The sequence below is a fragment of the Vibrio sp. 10N.286.51.C3 genome (genome assembly GCF_003050065.1).
Classification (GTDB): domain Bacteria; phylum Pseudomonadota; class Gammaproteobacteria; order Enterobacterales; family Vibrionaceae; genus Vibrio; species Vibrio crassostreae.
Genome location: NZ_PIGC01000007.1, coordinates 140,651 through 157,612, shown reverse-complemented (window position 1 = coordinate 157,612; position 16,962 = coordinate 140,651). Strand labels below are relative to the sequence as shown.

Here is a 16,962-nt window from a genome sequence, read left to right as displayed (position 1 = left end):
GCTCTATTCTTGAAATTTGTTTTCATCAGCAGGGACATTGAGAATTTGCAGTGCCCCCTTCATGATTTCAGAAAAAACGGGAGCTGCGACTGAACCGCCATAGTAAAGGTCACCTTGAGGTTCGTTAACCACAACAACCAGCGCGACTCTTGGGTCACTAACAGGGGCAAAACCTGCGGTAATTGCAATGTATTCATCACTGTATCCGCCCGCTTCAGCCTTACGAGATGTACCCGTTTTGGCTGCAACTCGGTAACCTGGGACTGCGGCTCTTGTTGCCGTACCGCCTTTTTGAGTCACCCCCTCTAGCATATTCAACACCAGCTCCGCGTTTTCACGCTTGATGATCTGCTTAGAAAAGTCTTGGTCGTTACTCTTAATAATATGAATCGGTTCATACATGCCTTTGTTGGCTAGCGTCGCATAGGCATGCACTAACTGCATCGGCGTAACTGACAAGCCATAACCGAATGATAATGTTGCAATTTCAAACTTAGACCAACGACGACGATTCGGGAAAATGCCACTGGTTTCACCAATTAGATTTAACCCAGACATCTCGCCAAGACCAACCGAGCTGTACATTCCAAGCAAGGCTTCAAGTGGCATGTTAAGTGCTAATTTCGCCACACCGATGTTACTCGACTTCTTAAGGATTAAAGCTAAATCAGCCTTACCCACTTTAGAAGAGTCTCGTACACGGCTACCACCGATCTGCATGATGCCGTTGCCGGTATCAATAACGATATCGGGATCAGCAGTACCATTCTCTAGCGCTGCCAAAACCACAAAAGGTTTCACGGTAGAGCCGGGCTCCATCGCATCGGTAAGTACGCGGTTACGCATCTTAAAGCTTTGTAAGTCAGCACGATTGTTCGGGTTATAAGAAGGGGCGTTAACCATCGCCAATACAGCGCCGGTTTTTACATCCAACAAAATCGCAGAGCCAGAAGTCGCCTTATGATCGGCCACCGCCTGTTTAATCGCTCGGTAAGCGATCGCTTGCAATCGTTGATCGATCGTTAGCTCGAGTGGTTTGCCTTCTTCACGTTCTTCTAAAGCAATGTTTTCAACAACACGTCCGTAACGGTCTTTACGAATCGTCCGCTTACCCGCCTCGCCCGTAAGCCATTTGTCATAGCTGCGCTCAACGCCTTCTAGACCGTGCCCATCTATTCCTGTCACACCGATAAGATGTGCACTGACTTCGCCTGCAGGGTAGTAACGTCGAGATTCCGCTTTCAGGCCAACACCCACCAGCTTAAGCTCACGGATATACTTAGCCATTGCAGGGCTAACTTGTCTTTGCAGGTAAATAAATCGACGGGATTTGTTGCTAGAGATCTTGTCGATCATCGACTGTCGCTCTAAGCCAAGTACATCGGCTAGCGCGTACCAACGATCAATTTGAGCCATACCATTTTTATCGAAAATCGTTTTTGGATCGGCCCATACCGCCTCAACTGGAACACTCACAGCAAGCGGCTCGCCATTGCGGTCTGAGATAATACCGCGAGCAGAAGGAATTGCCTTAACACGTACCGAGCGAAGGTCGCCCTGACGAATTAAGTTATCTGGTTCAATAATTTGAATGTAAGCCACACGGCCAACAAGTGCAGCAAAGGCAAGAAACACGAAAGCAATCACGACGTTGAAACGCCATTTAATCAGAATTGGATCCGAATCCTTTTCGCTCTTCACACGCTCTTTCGTTGATTTCTTAACGGGGTTTGCGGGTGCTTTTTCCTTTTTACCGGTCATTTCAGTGTGATCACAACTTCTTTGTCAGAGTCTGGACGTTTCATGTCTAGCTCTCTTTTTGCCGATGCTTGAACGCGACTGTGTTCAGCCAGAGCCGTCTCTTCAAGCATTAAATTTCGCCACTCATCATCAAGCTGTTCTCGCTCCACCAATGCCATGTCTTTTTGCGTGATCGCCTGACGTGACATATGTGTCGTGAGAACGACCCCCATCGCACTCGCAAAGATACAGATAAGAAGCATCAGTGGGACCTTGCCCACTGAGATCAAATCAAAAAATATTACCTTGGCTAAGTTAGGTTTGGAGGTCTTCATTGACTATAGCTTTTCTGCGATTCGTAATACTGAACTGCGTGAACGAGTATTCTCATCCACTTCGCCTTTCGATGGTTTGATCGCTTTACCAACAGGCTTAAGATCAGCACTGCCTAGCGCTTTGATCTGCTCTTCTGTTAGTGGCAAACCATGTGGAACTTGCGGGCCTTGGCTCTCTTTACGGATAAAACGCTTCACCATACGGTCTTCAAGTGAATGGAAGCTGATAACAGACAAACGGCCTTGTGGAGCAAGAATGCTTGCTGCGCCTTTTAGGGCTGTATCGATCTCTTCAAGTTCGCTGTTGATGTAGATACGGAAGGCTTGGAAAGCACGTGTTGCTGGGTGCTTTTTCTCTTTGAAGCTTTTTGGAGCCACATCCGAGATAAGCTTAGCCAGTTGACCAGTGCGCGTTAGTGGTTCGTTCTCTTCATTCTCTTGATAAGCGATGATGCCTTTCGCGATACGACGAGCGTGTTTGTCTTCACCGAACTCACGGATAACCCATGTGATGTCATCAAGATCGGCTTCAAGTAGCCACTGAGATACAGGAATGCCAGTTGTTGGGTCCATACGCATATCAAGCGGGCCGTCTTTCATAAAACTAAAGCCACGCTCTGCGTCATCTAACTGTGGTGAAGAAACACCTAAATCCAGTAAAACACCATCTACTTGACCGACTAAGTCATAACGCTCTGCATATTCAGCCATACCTGAGAATGGGCCGTGAATAATCGTAAAGCGAGGGTCATCAATCTTTTGCGCTTCTGCAATCGCTTGTGGATCGCGGTCGATACTAAAGAGTCGTCCATTCTCGCCCAGTTTAGACAGGATTGTACGGCTGTGACCACCACGGCCAAAAGTACCATCGATGTAGGTACCGTCAGGTTTGATCGCAAGTCCGTCAATAGATTCGTTAAGCAATACTGAAATATGTTTGAATGCTTCTGTCATAGTCTTCTCAGTGAGTGGATTGAGCCATTAGTGCGGCAATAATTTGTTCTATTAACGTTTTAGTGTACTGATTTCACGCCGTATCTCCACCATATTGTGTATAGGCTTTGGGAATTTTTGACCCAAGCTCATATCAGGGTGAAGGATTCTAAGGAAATCTAAATAATTTACGTCAATATAAAGCAAAAAACCCATCACTACCGTTAAGTAATGATGGGTTCTTTATATAGGTGGAGTTGACACATACGCCGGGTTCTGTTCCGCTTGCGCGGCGGTAACCATTCGTCTAGGCCTGCAATCGCTCACAGGCTCAAGCAATCTACCCGCCCCCATACGCGAGCAACGCAATGTGAGGGCCTATTTGATCTTGCTCCGGGTGGAGTTTACCTTGCTACGAACTGTTGCCAGTCGCACGGTGCGCTCTTACCGCACCCTTTCAGCCTTACCTGTGCCCCTTCCGAAGAAATGAGGCCATCGGCGGTCTTCTCTCTGCTGCACTTGTCGTGGGCTCGCGCCCCCCAGACGTTATCTGGCACCCTGCTCTATGGAGCCCGGACGTTCCTCCCCTCTACCAGTCTCCCGAAGGACTTCAACGTCAGTTTCCCGAAGGACCTCAACGTCAGTCTCCCGAAGGACATCAGCAAAGCAGCGATTACCCGTTCAACTCCGAGGGCGGATTGTATAGAGATTAGGGAGCAGTGTCTAGCGAGATCACAAATATGGTGCAAACCTCTAAGCAACTGCGGGAATTTTACACAATTAAGACAAAAAAAGAGGAATGACGGCAACACCATCATTCCTCACAAGCTTTTTCAACAAAGGCTATCTACTCTATAAATAGGTATCTAGTTGTCTAGATGCTCTAGGCCCCATTTGTATAAAGCGTTCTTTTTCAAGTTATAGATTTCTGCTGTCATTGCAGCCGCTTTTTTAAGGGGTAATTCTTTGGTTAGGATACCCAGCGTGCGAGTCGCTTCGTCTGGCAGTTCTGTGCTCGCTTCTTCACGGTGACCATGAATCAATAACACCATCTCACCGCGCTTACGGTTCGAATCTTCTTCAATCCAATCAATCAGCTCACCCAATGGCAATCCTTGAATAGTTTCGAATGTCTTAGTCAACTCACGCGCCAACACAACTTCGCGGTCTGGGCCTAAGATCTCAAGCATATCTTGTAGAGAATCTGAGATGCGGTGCGGTGACTCGTAGAAGATACAGGTGCGTTCTGCCTTTGCGATCTCTAAGAACTTGTCTTTACGGCCTTTGCTCTTCGGCGGTAAGAAGCCTTCAAAGCTGAAACGATCAGACGGTAAACCTGAAGCACTCAATGCAGTAATAACAGCACAAGCACCAGGAAGTGGCACAACTCTCACACCCGCTTGACGACATTGTGAGACAAGATGGTAACCTGGGTCACTAATTAAAGGAGTACCCGCATCAGAGACTAATGCGATAGACTGACCTTCTAATAACCTTTCGACTAGAACTTGTGCTTTAGTTTGTTCATTATGATCATGTAAAGCGAACGTTCTGGTTGATATATTGAAGTGAGCAAGCAGCTTACCCGTGTGGCGTGTGTCTTCGGCTGCAATAACATCGACACTTGATAAAATTTCAATTGCTCTTTGAGTGATATCTCCCAAATTTCCGATTGGGGTTGGCACAATGTAGAGAGTTGGGCTCTCTGTGAGCAAGGTTTTGTTATCTGTCATTTGTTTACCATCACTTCAACGATTAATATAGATACAAATTTATACGGAATTTAAAGAACTCATGGCAACGATGAACCATAAGAGACTCAGTGTACCACGCTTACTAACTCCAATTGCATTAGCAATTACATTGGCGGCTTGTTCTTCAGGTCCTCAAACACCAACGAGCGTAGATATTACACTAGATCCAGTGCAATCAACTGAAAGTTACATGATGCAGGCGGATAGTAGCAAAGGAAGTCTACAAAACGACTGGTTAATCATGGCGCTTAAGGCTTCTGTGCAAGCTGGAAAAACCGATCAAGCAACTCTGCTGATCAAACGCTTAGCAAAACAAGAGCTGAGCGAAACGCAACAAGCGGAATGGCAATTAGCGCGCGCTCAACTGCTAGTGAACAACTCGCAGCCGGAGCAAGCTTATAGCCAACTGAACTTCCAGCCTTGGTGGAAACTTCCGAACGAGCAGTGGAAAGATTATCACGAGCTACGCGCGAACATTTCTGAAATGCAAAGCGAGTATTTTGAGGCGAGCCGCGAGTTAGTTCTTTATTCAGAATATCTAGACGCTGACGACGAGCTCCAACAGCAAGCTGCTGACCGTATTTGGCAGAACCTAAATAGCTACTCTCAATATGAGATTCTAGAGCTTAAGACGTCGCCTACGGAAGACGTTCTTGAAGGTTGGTTACAGCTGGCGATTTACATGAAGACGCTGAACTCGAACCTTCCAAACCTACAGGAAACCCTGTCTGATTGGCTAGCTGAGAATCCTCAGCACCCAGCAGCGACATATACACCTCAGGCGATCACGGACATCTTAGCGCTAGAGATCAGCAAGCCAACCAGCACTGCACTATTACTGCCTCTAACCGGCAAGTACGGCAAGCAAGCACAACTTGTACGTGACGGTTTCATCTTTGCGATGATGAATGACAAAGAGCGCGAAGAAGATGCAACGCTGACGGTAATGGATACCAACCTGCAAAGTGCGGCTGAGATTAAAGCGACACTGGAAGAGAACAACGTTGATTTCATCGTTGGCCCGCTGATTAAGAGCAACATCACTAAGCTTCAGCAAGCGCAGAAAAACCACGAGAACTCGATTCCAGCTTTAGCTCTGAACATTCCAACGCAACTAGAACCTGATACCAATATTTGTTATCTCGCTCTATCGCCAGAGCAAGAAGTCGCTCAGGCAGCGAAACACCTATTTACTCAAGGTTACAAGTACCCGCTTATCCTTGCGCCAAGAGGACGCTTAGGTGAGCGTGTTGAGCAAGCGTTTAAAGAAGAGTGGAAAAAATACAGCAGCAACGATGTTGCTATCAGCTTGTTCTCTGACAAACGCCAACTACAACGCAATGTGAATCAGGTATTCGGCTTGCAAGAGAGCCAACAGCGTATCGCTCAAATGGATGGACTACTTAACCTAGACCTTGAAACTGAGCCACGCAGCCGTCGTGATATCGATTCTGTCTACATTGTGGCTAAGAACTCAGAGCTAACGCTCATCAAGCCCTTCATTGAAGTTGCAATCAACCCAGATGCAAGCCAACCAGCTCTATTCTCAAACTCACGCAGCAACAGCGGTGATAAGCAGTATGAAGACCTAACCGGTGTGTTCTACAGCGATATCCCACTATTGGTTGAGAATAAAAACGAGCTTAATCAAGAGCTCAACGACCTATGGCCTGCACACTCAAACGGCCAAAAGCGTCTGCAAGCACTGGGAATGGATGCATACTACCTAATGGATGCACTGCCACAGATGAAAGCCGTACAGGGTTACAGCATTCCAGGTGAAACCGGCGTGTTAACCATCGATAACAACTGTGTGGTTCAACGTGAAATCAGCTGGGCGGAGCATGGGGCTTTTTAGTCGAAATTTCCTATCCAAACCAACAATCACCCACAAACAAGTGGGTGATAAATACGAGACCGTGGCAAAATCTTATCTGATTAACCACGGTTTATCGTTAATAGAACAAAACTTCATAGCAAAATGTGGTGAGATTGATCTTATAATGCGCCATAACAATACGGTTGTGTTTGCTGAAGTAAAATACCGCAAGCAAACCCGCTACGGACATGCCGCTGAAATGGTGACTGCCAAGAAGTCACAGAAGCTACTCAAAACAGCCAATGTTTGGCTGATGCAGCAAGGCTTGTCGGTGCACTCTACAGATTTCAGGTTTGATATTGTTGCCATTGAAGGGCCGAATGACAATATAGACTGGATTCAAAACGCGATTACCCAAGGATAAACATGCTAGACAGCATTAAAGAAAGTTTCACAGAAAGTATTCAAATCCAAATTGCGGCTGCAGAAGCTCTGCCTGACGCAATCACGCATGCCGCTCAAGCAATGGTTGCGACCTTGCTTAACGGAAACAAAATTCTTTGTTGTGGTAATGGTGGTTCAGCGTCGAATGCTCAGCAATTTGTATCGTGCCTACTCAACCGATTTGAAACAGAGCGCCCTAGCCTTCCAGCGATGGCACTCACAGCAGACAACACTACGCTCACAGCTGTGGCTAACGACTACCACTATGAAGAGATCTTCTCTAAGCAAGTGCGTGCGTTTGGTCAAACTGGCGATATTCTGTTGGCTATCTCGACTAGCGGTAACAGCAAGAATATCATCAAGGCAATGGAAGCGGCGGTAACGCGCGACATGACAATCATTGCCTTTACCGGTAAAGATGGTGGCGAGATGGCAGGTCTGCTTGGTGAACACGATGTAGAAATTCGTATTCCTTCACACCGTACAGCGCGCATTCATGAAGTACATATGGTGACGCTACACTGCCTATGTGACCTAATCGATCAAGTACTCTTCCCTGCTCACGAAGAGTGATATACGGAGCATCACAATGAAATCATTAACCTCTATGAGGCTGTTTAAGCTGATTAGTGTTTCGCTACTTACACTGTCTCTGTCTGGCTGTGCTGGCATTTTCATTGCTGGTGCGGCAACCACAGCAAATCTAGTCACTGACACGCGAACCACCAAAGAAATTTGGAACGACAACAATATCGAATTTGAAGTTGCAGCTATCACTAATAAACAACCCTACCGTGGTAGCGTGCGTGTCACTGCAAGTTCTTACCGCGGCTCTGTGGTGTTAATGGGGCAAGCAAAAACAGACGCTGAACGTCGTGCTTTTGAGAGCCAAGCCAAAGAAGTAACCGGTGTCGAAAGCATACATAACCAGATTCGAGTGAAAGAGCCATTATCGGTTAGCGCGATTAGCAAAGACAGCTGGATTACGACTAAGGTGAAGTCAGCTCTGCTTGCTAATGCTGAGCTTAACGGCATCAAAGTAAAAGTAATTACTGAGGACTCAGAAGTATTCCTGCTTGGACTGGTCACTCGAGAGCATGCTGATATCGCAACAGAAGTTGCGCGTAACATATCTGGCGTAAAGCAGGTCATTCGAGCATTTGAATATGGTGAAGAAGAGACGGCTGTTAACTAGCCTTAAGTCAGTCAATTAAATGCTATTTACCAGAAAAGAAAAAGCAGCGACGAGTCGCTGCTTTTTTATTTGATTCGTTATTTAACTAACGTTATTTGATAACACGAAGGCTTGGGCGACCTTTCGCTGGACGAGGTGGCTCAGGATCTGAGTCAGGCTCTTCAGCATCTACGTCTGCCGTTGCTACGCTCAAAGATGGGCCTTTTTCTGGTTCTTCAAAAGGACTTTCTTCAATCCCTTCTTCAAACGCTTCCATGTAAGCCTCTTCAGGTTCAAACATGGTACCAGCACCATTTTCACGAGCATAAATCGCTTGTACTGCGTAAAGCGGAACGATCACAGAGTGTGGACGACCACTAAAGCGAGCACTAAACGTCACAGCTTCGTTACCCAGTTCAAGTTGTCCAACCGCACGAGGCGCGATGTTCAGAATGATCTGACCATCTTGAACAAACTCTTCTGGAACTCGCACACCCGGCAATGTTGCTTCAACAACAAGGTGTGGAGTTAATTCGTTATCAACCAGCCATTCATAAAATGCACGAAGCATATATGGTCGGCGTGGAGTCATATTAGAAATATCCATAAACGCTTAGCGAACAAGTCGCATCTCACGCTCAGCTTCAGTTAGAGAAGCTAGGAATGAATCACGTTCGAATACGCGGTTCATGTAAATCTTAAGCTCTTTAGAACCAGGACCAATTAGTTCGATACCAAGCTCAGGTAAACGCCATAGTAGCGGAGCTAGGTAACAATCAATTAGGCTAAACTCTTCGCTCATGAAGTATTCATACTCAGCGAAGATAGGAGCAAGAGTCAGTAGGTCGTTGCGCAGTTTAACGCGAGCTGCTTCAGATTCTTCAGCATTGCCTTTAACGATCTTCTCTGCAACTGAATACCAGTTACGCTCAATGCGGTACATCATTAGACGACTGTTACCACGAGCAACCGGGTATACAGGCATCAATGGTGGATGAGGGAAACGCTCATCTAGGTATTCCATGATGATCTTTGAGTCATATAGAGCAAGCTCACGATCAACAAGAGTAGGTACTGATTTGTACGGGTTCAGTTCAACAAGCTCTGCTGGTAGATTTTTTTCATCAACCAACTCAACTTCAACACTTACGCCTTTTTCAGCAAGAACGATGCGCACCTGATGGCTATACATATCAGAAGCACTTGAGAAAAGAGTCATTACAGAACGTTTATTGGCAGCTACAGCCATGGAGCCCTCCAGTACACTTTAAATAAAAACAATGGAGGCCTAAAGCCTCCATTGAACATTAACATAATTTGGGAATTAGCACGGTATTATAGCACAATTAGTGCACATCACGCCAATACTCTTTCTTCAGCAAAATCACGATGATAGTGAATATTACTAAGAAGGCCATTACCCACCAACCCATAGCGTGACGCTCAAGTTGAACTGGGTCGCCCGAGTAAACCAAAAAGTTAACAAGGTCACGAACCGCTTCGTCGTATTCACCAGCACTTAGTTCACCAGAACCGTCAGTTTCAGTACCAACAACAACCGTCACTTCCTCGCCATCTACCATATGCGTATCGTAGATTGGTGTTGGGATACCTTGTAGCTCTTCAAGAACGTGCGGCATACCTACACTTGGGAAAACAATGTTGTTCACGCCAAACGGACGAGACGGATCTTCATAGAATGTACGAAGGTAAGTGTACAGCCAATCTGCGCCACGAACACGAGCAACCAAAGTTAGGTCAGGTGGCGGAGCACCAAACCAACTTGCCGCTTGCTCAGAAGGCATAGCGTTAACCATCAAGCTACCAATTTTCGCCTCTGGGTCGAAAATCAGGTTTTCCTTCATTAGCTCAACAGGGATCTCTAAATCATTCGCAACACGTTCATAACGCTGGTACTGCGTTGAGTGACAAGCGAAACAGTAGTTCATGAACATCTTAGCGCCATTTTGCAATGAAGCTTTGTCTGTTAAGTCATTGTTCGCTTTGTCTAATGGTACGTTTGCACCCGCTGCCATCGCCAATGACGGCAACATAGCAAATAAAATTACAATCCACTTTTTCATTTGAATGTCACCCTTTCTGGTAATGGTTTCGTCGCTTCATTTTTACTGTAGAACCACAGTAGAACGAAGAACATGAAATAACCTAAGCTAAAGATTTGAGCCAGTAGCGTGTATGTTGGCGTTGCTGGAAGCGCACCAAGTACACCAAGCGCAATAAAGCTTATTGTGAATTGGATGATGTTAATCAAATGCAGTTTGCTACGGTAACGGTAAGAGCGCACTTTACAACGGTCGAACCATGGCAATAGGAATAACACAACAATAGATGCACCCATTGCTACTACACCTAGCAGCTTATCAGGAACAGCACGAAGTACAGCGTAGAACGGCGTGAAGTACCAAACTGGAGCAATATGCTCAGGTGTTTTCAGCGGATTCGCGGCTTCAAAGTTAGGCGGCTCAAGGAAGTATCCACCCATTTCTGGGTTAAAGAACAGCACGTAACAGAACAAGAATAGGAAACCAGCAACACCTACCATGTCTTTCACCGTCCCGTATGGGTGGAAAGGAATAGAGTCGATGATGTCGTATTTCTTAGTGTAATCCTTATGGAATGGGAACTGAGTTTTGTAATCGTCGCCCATTGTACCTTTAGGAAGCTTAGTCTCGATACCATCTGGGTTGTTCGAACCCACTTCGTGCAGTGCTAGTACGTGAAGTACGATAAGTAGCAGAAGTACGATTGGTAGAGCGATAACGTGCAGTGCGAAGAAACGGTTCAGCGTTGCACCAGATATGATATAGTCACCACGGATCCAAAGCGTTAGGTCATCACCAATAACAGGAATCGCACCAAACAAAGAAATGATTACCTGAGCACCCCAGTAAGACATTTGACCCCATGGTAGTAGGTAACCCATGAAAGCCTCAGCCATAAGCACTAAGAAGATCAACATACCGAAGATCCAAAGTAGCTCACGAGGTTTTTGGTAAGAACCGTAGATTAGGCCACGGAACATATGCAGGTAGATAACAACGAAGAATGCCGAAGCACCCGTTGAGTGCATGTAACGCAGTAACCAACCGTATTCCACATCACGCATGATGTATTCAACAGAAGCAAATGCACCCTCACCTGACGGTACGTAGTTCATTGTTAGCCAAATACCCGTAAGAATTTGGTTAACCAGTACCAACATTGCTAAAGAACCGAAAAGGTACCAAAAGTTAAAGTTCTTAGGCATTGGGTATTCAGATAAATGCTTTTTATAAGCATTCATCGCGGGTAGACGTTTCTCTACCCAATCAAGCAATCCTTGCATTACGCGTCTCCCTCGTCCACACCGATCATGATCTTAGTGTCACTCAAATACATATGCTTTGGTACAACAAGATTCAATGGCGCTGGTACGCCTTGGAATACTCGACCTGCCATATCAAACTTTGAACCATGACAAGGACAGAAGAAACCAGACTTAACACCCTGAACTTGCTCTGCAAAAGAATCCGGCAGGTAAGTTGGAGAACAACCTAAGTGCGTACAGAAACCAACAGCAACGAAGAATTCAGGCTTAATTGAACGGAACTCGTTCTGCGCGTATTCAGGTTGTTGTTCAGCTTCAGATTGAGGGTCACGAAGTTGACCACCGATCGCTTTTAGGTTCTCTAGTACCGACTCAGCACGGCGTACAACCCATACAGGTTTACCTTGCCACTCGACACGAACCATTTGTCCCGGCTCTAACTTACTGACTTCCACTTCCACCGGTGCGCCCGCAGCTTTCGCCTTGGCACTCGGATTCCATGATTTAATAAAAGGCACGGCTACAGCAGCTGCTCCTAAACCACCAACAACGGCTGTTGTTGCGGTTAAGAAACGCCTGCGACCGTTATTTAAAGGCGCGTTGCTCATCCAAACATTCTCCCATTTGCTCCTTATGGATTGAAATAATTCCGATTAAAGAGCATGGCTAACAAAATATGTATTTAGTTCTATTTATTGACGGCAAATGATAAATAAAACCCTACTTTTTGACAAGATAAAGCTACCTTTTTGTAACAATCATGAGGCAAAGCGCACATTGGGTTACAAAAGCTTTCAAAATATAAGAATTTGGGAATAAAACGAGGGAGAGGAAGCGTTTAGAGGGGGTATAAAAACAAAAAGCTCGGCATATAGCCGAGCTTTGAACCACAATTCCAGTCGTAAAACTGGGAGCGTGTACTTTTTCGTAAAGAAAAATTAACGCTTAGAGAATTGAGGTTTACGACGTGCTTTACGTAGACCAACTTTCTTACGTTCAACGCAACGAGCGTCACGAGTAACGTAGCCAGCTGCACGTAGAGCAGGACGTAGAGTTTCATCGTACTCCATAAGAGCGCGAGTGATACCGTGGCGGATTGCGCCAGCTTGACCAGAAATACCACCACCAGAAACAGTGATGTAAAGGTCAAGTTTCTCAGTTAGTTCAACTAGCTCAAGAGGTTGCTTAACAACCATACGAGAAGTTGGACGACCGAAGTAAACATCAAGGCTACGCTTGTTGATTACGATCTCACCAGAGCCTGGTTTGATGAAAACACGAGCTGCTGAGCTTTTGCGACGACCAGTGCCGTAGTATTGATTCTCTGCCATTTTCATAATCCCCTTAGATGTCTAGTACTTGTGGCTGTTGAGCAACATGGTTGTGCTCAGTACCAGCGTACACTTTAAGCTTACGGTACATCGCGCGGCCTAGAGGACCACGTGGAAGCATACCTTTAACTGCTAGTTCTAGAACCATTTCTGGTTTCTTAGCAATTAGCTTTTCAAAAGTGATAGTTTTAAGACCACCTGGGAACTCAGAGTGACGGTAGTAAACCTTACCCTTAGCTTTGTTACCAGTTACAGCAACTTTCTCAGCGTTAACAACGATGATGTAATCACCAGTGTCTACGTGAGGAGTGTATTCTGCTTTGTGCTTGCCGCGTAGGCGAGAAGCGATTTCACTTGCTAGACGGCCAAGAGTTTTGCCTTCAGCGTCTACAACATACCAGTCGCGTTTTACAGTTTCTGGTTTAGCAACGAAAGTTTTCATGCTAATAATTACCTATTTAAAAAATTTACACTTAAGGAATACTCGCGTATTCCCACTGTCTAAGAGTTACCATTCATCACCCCTTCGAGTGTTGGAAAACTCTTGGCATAACGTGATTTTACTCATCGCTAGAGGCCCGCAGTAACGGTAGGTCGCAGGATTATAGAGAAGAGCGAAGAAAAAATCACCTCTTTTTGAACAAAATCACGATTTTTTTAATTCTATTTCTTATTCGAGATAATCAAAGCTAACTTAAGTGTTCTTTTGCCAAATATTCATGGCTCTGCATTTCAATTAAGCGCGATTGACAACGTTTAAATTCAAACTCTAGCTGACCATGGGTGTATAGCTTTTCTAGCTCCACTTGCGCTGAAATAATCAGTTTCACATTGCGCTCATAGAACTCATCAACTAATGCAATGAAGCGCCTTGCAGCATCATCTGAAGTCGCCCCCATTTGCAATACATCCGCCAATAGAACCGTGTGATAAACCCGAGACAACTCAATATAGTCGTTCTGGCTACGAGCCGACTGACAAAGCTGAGCAAAAGTACCATGCAACACCCCATCACTCGCTTCGACTACTTCTAATTGACGGTGATTAACCTCAATCTGCTTAAGCTTCTCTTTATCTTCACCTACGAGCTGAGCGTAATACTTTTCGAGATTGATATTCGCTTGGCTATCTAGCGGGTAATGGTAAATCTCTGCTTGCTCTAAAGTACGCAGACGATAATCAATACCGCTATCAACATTAAGAATGTGGCAGTTGTCTTGAATAAGCTTAATGGCAGGTAAGAAACGCGCTCTCTGTAACCCGTTACGATATAGATCCGCAGGGGGAATATTAGAGGTCGCGACCAAGATAACGTTGCGAGCGAACAACTCTTGGAACAAAGTTCCTAGGATCATCGCATCAGTGATGTCTGAAACAAAGAATTCGTCGAAACAGATAATGTCCGCTTCTTCCTTCAACTTGTCTGCCACTAAAGGCAATGGATCGCTAACATTACCTAGCGCCTTTAGTTCATCATGAACTCGATACATAAAGCGATGAAAGTGAACCCGCATTTTTTTAGTGGTCGGTAAGGCGTCGTAGAACGTATCCATTAGATAAGTTTTACCGCGCCCTACGCCTCCCCAGAAATAGAGACCTTTCGGTGGCTGTGGCAATTCTGGTTTTTTGCCCAATAATTTCTGGAATCGAGTTAGTTGAGGAATAGGCGTATTCATGTAATCTTGGAATTGATGAAAGAGTTCATCTAAAGACTTAACTGCTTGCTCTTGTGCTGGATCTCTTTGAAATCCATGTTCTTTTATATCTTGTTCGTATTTTTTAATGGGATTCATGACGACATTTCCACAATGAAAGCGATATCAGACAGCAAATAAAAATGAGCCCAAACAGTACGAGAAATAACGTAACGTGGTGAATAATGCAGCATCAAACTGCTAACTAGCGCACACGCATTTCTCTTTATACTGCGGCTTTCTCATAGTACCATGGAGCCGTATCACGTGTAACTAAGCAGTAACAAACATGTTAAAAAACAATAATAAGGAGCTGTTATGCCTTGGATGTATGCCGTTGCCGGTTTACTAGTCGGAGTTATTTTAGGGGTCGCCATTTCTCGTCTTATGACACCTGAATACAAAAAACAAAAGAACGTACAGAAAGAATTAGATAGCGCAAAGTTTGCCCTAGAACAGCAGCGACAAGAGCTGGCTGACCACTTTGCGAAATCAGCAGAAATGTTGGACACCTTAGGTAAGGACTACACGAAACTGTACCAACACATGGAAAAAACAAGCTCAGAGCTGATTCCTAACCTGCCAGAGCAAGACAACCCGTTTGTAAAAACAGCCGCCGCTCATTCGGACAAATCACAAGATAAGCCTTCAATTAAAGAAGCGACACTTGAGGAACAACCGAAAGATTACGCGAATGGCGCAACCGGTTTATTTACAGAACAGAAGAAAGAGATCATTGATGCTCCTGATGTAGTGACAGCAAAAGCATCATAAACATTTAACACTTCTGTGAACTTTACAAAGGTTTTTGAGTCATAACTTTCACTCAGGTCATTTGAAACTTCTCATACTTATTACACGTAGTGAGAGGGGTAAGACCTTAACTAGAGAGGAGTTTATGATGAAAAAACCTTTGCTTGCTTTATCAGTACTGACTTTAAGCTTAAGTTCAATCATCACCCCCATTCAAGCAACGGCCGCACTACCATTAAGTGTGGGTAATGAACAATTACCAAGCCTCGCGCCTATGCTTGAACAAGTGACCCCCGCTGTGGTTAGTATTGCCGTAGAAGGCAAACAGGTACAACGCCAGCAAATCCCTGAACAATTCCAATTCTTTTTTGGTCCAGAACAAACACGAGAGCGCCCATTCCGCGGATTAGGCTCTGGTGTGATCATTGATGCCAAGAAAGGCCATATCGTGACTAACTACCATGTGATTAATGGTGCTGACGATATCAAAGTAAAACTTCATGATGGTCGAGAATACGATGCCGAACTTATCGGTGGCGACCAGATGTCGGATATCGCGCTGCTTAAACTAGAAGAAGCCAAGAACCTTACTCAGATAAAAGTGGCAGACTCAGACAAGTTAAGAGTTGGTGATTTTAGTGTCGCAATTGGTAACCCATTTGGACTTGGTCAAACCGTGACATCAGGTATTGTTTCTGCGCTTGGTCGTAGCGGCCTGAATCTAGAGAACTTTGAGAACTTCATTCAGACCGATGCGGCAATCAACAGCGGTAACTCTGGTGGTGCGCTAGTTAACCTCAACGGTGAACTGATTGGTATCAATACTGCCATTCTTGGCCCTAACGGAGGTAATGTCGGTATCGGCTTTGCAATCCCATCCAATATGATGAAAAACCTGACAGAACAAATTCTCGATTTCGGTGAAGTAAAACGCGGCATGCTGGGCGTTCAAGGTGGAGAGATCACCTCAGAACTAGCAGAAGCACTCGGTTATGAATCAAGTAAAGGCGCCTTCGTTAGCCAAGTCGTGCCGGACAGTGCAGCCGATGATGCAGGCCTGAAAGCGGGTGACATTATTGTCTCTATTAATGGTAAACGTATTGATACTTTCAGTGAATTAAGAGCTAAAGTCGCTACACTCGGTGCAGGTAAAGAAATCGAACTGGGCGTGGTTCGCGACGGCAAGAACAAAACCTTTGATGTGACTCTGGGTGAATCAACCAACAGCAAGACACAAGCTGAAAAACTGCATGAAGGCTTAGCTGGTGCAGAGCTCACCAACACAACAGACAGCGACTCAGCAACGGGCGTGAAAGTGTCAAGTGTGGCTCAAGGCTCACCAGCAGAAGCTTATCAACTTCTCAAAGACGACATCATTATTGGCGTCAATCGCCAAACCGTTAAGAACCTTGCTGAATTTAGAGATATTCTTGAGAAACAGCCGGGCGTACTAGCGCTAAATATCCAACGTGGCGACAGAACTATCTACCTCGTTATTAGATAGTCATACGTCAACGTAATAACAGGGAGGCTCGGTAAGTTTGCTTTAAACTTACTCAGTCTCCCTTTTCTTTAGATGAATCAAAATGCTATGCTTCACTAGTAATCAAGTCAGTCATCCATCTACGGAGGCTTCACACCTTACTTGTTGAAGAGG

General features: G+C 45.2%; 18 protein-coding genes and 1 other RNA gene. 6 read left to right on the top strand and 13 right to left on the bottom strand.

The window, feature by feature from the left end:
- Positions 1 to 3 precede the first annotated feature (3 nt).
- The 5 genes from CWO27_RS09770 to rsmI all read right to left on the bottom strand — a co-directional run bounded on the left by CWO27_RS09770 (position 4) and on the right by rsmI (position 4,741).
- The gene (locus CWO27_RS09770; protein ID WP_107898916.1) at positions 4 to 1,761 is read right to left on the bottom strand and encodes a penicillin-binding transpeptidase domain-containing protein; all 1,758 of its coding nucleotides are present in this window, start codon (positions 1,759 to 1,761) and stop codon (positions 4 to 6) included.
- Positions 1,758 to 2,075, bottom strand: a complete 318-nt coding sequence (ftsL, locus tag CWO27_RS09765; RefSeq protein ID WP_057621973.1) for a cell division protein FtsL — start codon at positions 2,073 to 2,075, stop codon at positions 1,758 to 1,760. Before ftsL ends, CWO27_RS09770 begins: the two co-directional genes overlap by 4 nt.
- A gap of 3 nt (positions 2,076 to 2,078) precedes the next feature.
- On the bottom strand, positions 2,079 to 3,029 hold the full coding sequence (rsmH, locus tag CWO27_RS09760; protein ID WP_057621974.1) for a 16S rRNA (cytosine(1402)-N(4))-methyltransferase RsmH: 951 nt from the start codon (positions 3,027 to 3,029) through the stop codon (positions 2,079 to 2,081).
- A gap of 228 nt (positions 3,030 to 3,257) precedes the next feature.
- Positions 3,258 to 3,697, bottom strand: an RNA gene (gene rnpB / locus CWO27_RS09755) — RNase P RNA component class A.
- A gap of 177 nt (positions 3,698 to 3,874) precedes the next feature.
- Positions 3,875 to 4,741 carry a 16S rRNA (cytidine(1402)-2'-O)-methyltransferase gene (rsmI, locus tag CWO27_RS09750; protein WP_048609684.1) on the bottom strand — a complete coding sequence of 289 codons (867 nt, stop codon included), beginning with the start codon at positions 4,739 to 4,741 and terminating at the stop codon, positions 3,875 to 3,877.
- 61 nt (positions 4,742 to 4,802) lie between these two features.
- Here rsmI and CWO27_RS09745 point away from each other — a divergent pair, with 61 nt between their 5' ends.
- The 4 genes from CWO27_RS09745 to CWO27_RS09730 are packed head-to-tail and all read left to right on the top strand — an operon-like array spanning position 4,803 to position 8,220.
- Positions 4,803 to 6,620: a penicillin-binding protein activator gene (locus tag CWO27_RS09745; RefSeq protein ID WP_107898915.1), complete on the top strand. Its 1,818-nt coding sequence runs from the start codon at positions 4,803 to 4,805 to the stop codon at positions 6,618 to 6,620.
- Positions 6,607 to 7,005, top strand: a complete 399-nt coding sequence (locus tag CWO27_RS09740) for a YraN family protein (protein WP_102432167.1) — start codon at positions 6,607 to 6,609, stop codon at positions 7,003 to 7,005. Before CWO27_RS09745 ends, CWO27_RS09740 begins: the two co-directional genes overlap by 14 nt.
- A 2-nt stretch (positions 7,006 to 7,007) precedes the next feature.
- Entirely contained in the window at positions 7,008 to 7,598 is a 591-nt protein-coding gene (locus tag CWO27_RS09735; RefSeq protein WP_004729817.1) for a phosphoheptose isomerase, read from the top strand.
- Between the two features lie 16 nt (positions 7,599 to 7,614).
- Positions 7,615 to 8,220, top strand: a complete 606-nt coding sequence (locus CWO27_RS09730) for a BON domain-containing protein (protein ID WP_048658024.1) — start codon at positions 7,615 to 7,617, stop codon at positions 8,218 to 8,220.
- A 91-nt stretch (positions 8,221 to 8,311) separates the two neighbouring features.
- Here the strand turns inward: CWO27_RS09730 and sspB are convergent, their stop codons facing one another.
- From sspB to zapE, 8 genes are all read right to left on the bottom strand, one after another.
- Positions 8,312 to 8,806 (bottom strand): ClpXP protease specificity-enhancing factor, encoded by a 495-nt coding sequence (sspB, locus tag CWO27_RS09725; RefSeq protein WP_017072808.1) that lies wholly within the window; start codon positions 8,804 to 8,806, stop codon positions 8,312 to 8,314.
- Positions 8,807 to 8,812: 6 nt separating this feature from the next.
- A complete protein-coding gene (gene sspA, locus CWO27_RS09720; protein ID WP_009848943.1) occupies positions 8,813 to 9,448 on the bottom strand; it encodes a stringent starvation protein SspA in 636 nt (211 codons plus the stop codon).
- A 97-nt stretch (positions 9,449 to 9,545) separates the two neighbouring features.
- Positions 9,546 to 10,283 carry a cytochrome c1 gene (locus tag CWO27_RS09715; protein WP_107898914.1) on the bottom strand — a complete coding sequence of 246 codons (738 nt, stop codon included), beginning with the start codon at positions 10,281 to 10,283 and terminating at the stop codon, positions 9,546 to 9,548.
- Positions 10,280 to 11,545 carry a cytochrome b gene (locus tag CWO27_RS09710; RefSeq protein WP_009848941.1) on the bottom strand — a complete coding sequence of 422 codons (1,266 nt, stop codon included), beginning with the start codon at positions 11,543 to 11,545 and terminating at the stop codon, positions 10,280 to 10,282. The genes CWO27_RS09715 and CWO27_RS09710 overlap by 4 nt, the downstream gene beginning before the upstream one ends.
- Positions 11,545 to 12,135 (bottom strand): ubiquinol-cytochrome c reductase iron-sulfur subunit, encoded by a 591-nt coding sequence (gene petA / locus CWO27_RS09705; protein WP_010434692.1) that lies wholly within the window; start codon positions 12,133 to 12,135, stop codon positions 11,545 to 11,547. Before petA ends, CWO27_RS09710 begins: the two co-directional genes overlap by 1 nt.
- 330 nt (positions 12,136 to 12,465) lie before the next feature.
- On the bottom strand, positions 12,466 to 12,858 hold the full coding sequence (gene rpsI / locus CWO27_RS09700) for a 30S ribosomal protein S9 (protein WP_004740758.1): 393 nt from the start codon (positions 12,856 to 12,858) through the stop codon (positions 12,466 to 12,468).
- A 13-nt stretch (positions 12,859 to 12,871) separates the two neighbouring features.
- Positions 12,872 to 13,300, bottom strand: coding sequence for a 50S ribosomal protein L13 (rplM, locus tag CWO27_RS09695; RefSeq protein WP_010434689.1), 429 nt, complete (start codon positions 13,298 to 13,300; stop codon positions 12,872 to 12,874).
- A 247-nt stretch (positions 13,301 to 13,547) separates the two neighbouring features.
- Positions 13,548 to 14,651: a cell division protein ZapE gene (gene zapE / locus CWO27_RS09690; protein ID WP_048662655.1), complete on the bottom strand. Its 1,104-nt coding sequence runs from the start codon at positions 14,649 to 14,651 to the stop codon at positions 13,548 to 13,550.
- 219 nt (positions 14,652 to 14,870) lie between these two features.
- Between zapE and zapG the strand changes: the two genes are divergently transcribed.
- Together zapG and CWO27_RS09680 are read left to right on the top strand one after the other, a co-directional pair.
- Positions 14,871 to 15,326, top strand: coding sequence for a Z-ring associated protein ZapG (gene zapG, locus CWO27_RS09685; protein ID WP_017629363.1), 456 nt, complete (start codon positions 14,871 to 14,873; stop codon positions 15,324 to 15,326).
- A 127-nt stretch (positions 15,327 to 15,453) separates the two neighbouring features.
- Positions 15,454 to 16,809: a Do family serine endopeptidase gene (locus CWO27_RS09680; RefSeq protein ID WP_102480616.1), complete on the top strand. Its 1,356-nt coding sequence runs from the start codon at positions 15,454 to 15,456 to the stop codon at positions 16,807 to 16,809.
- Positions 16,810 to 16,962: the final 153 nt, after the last annotated feature.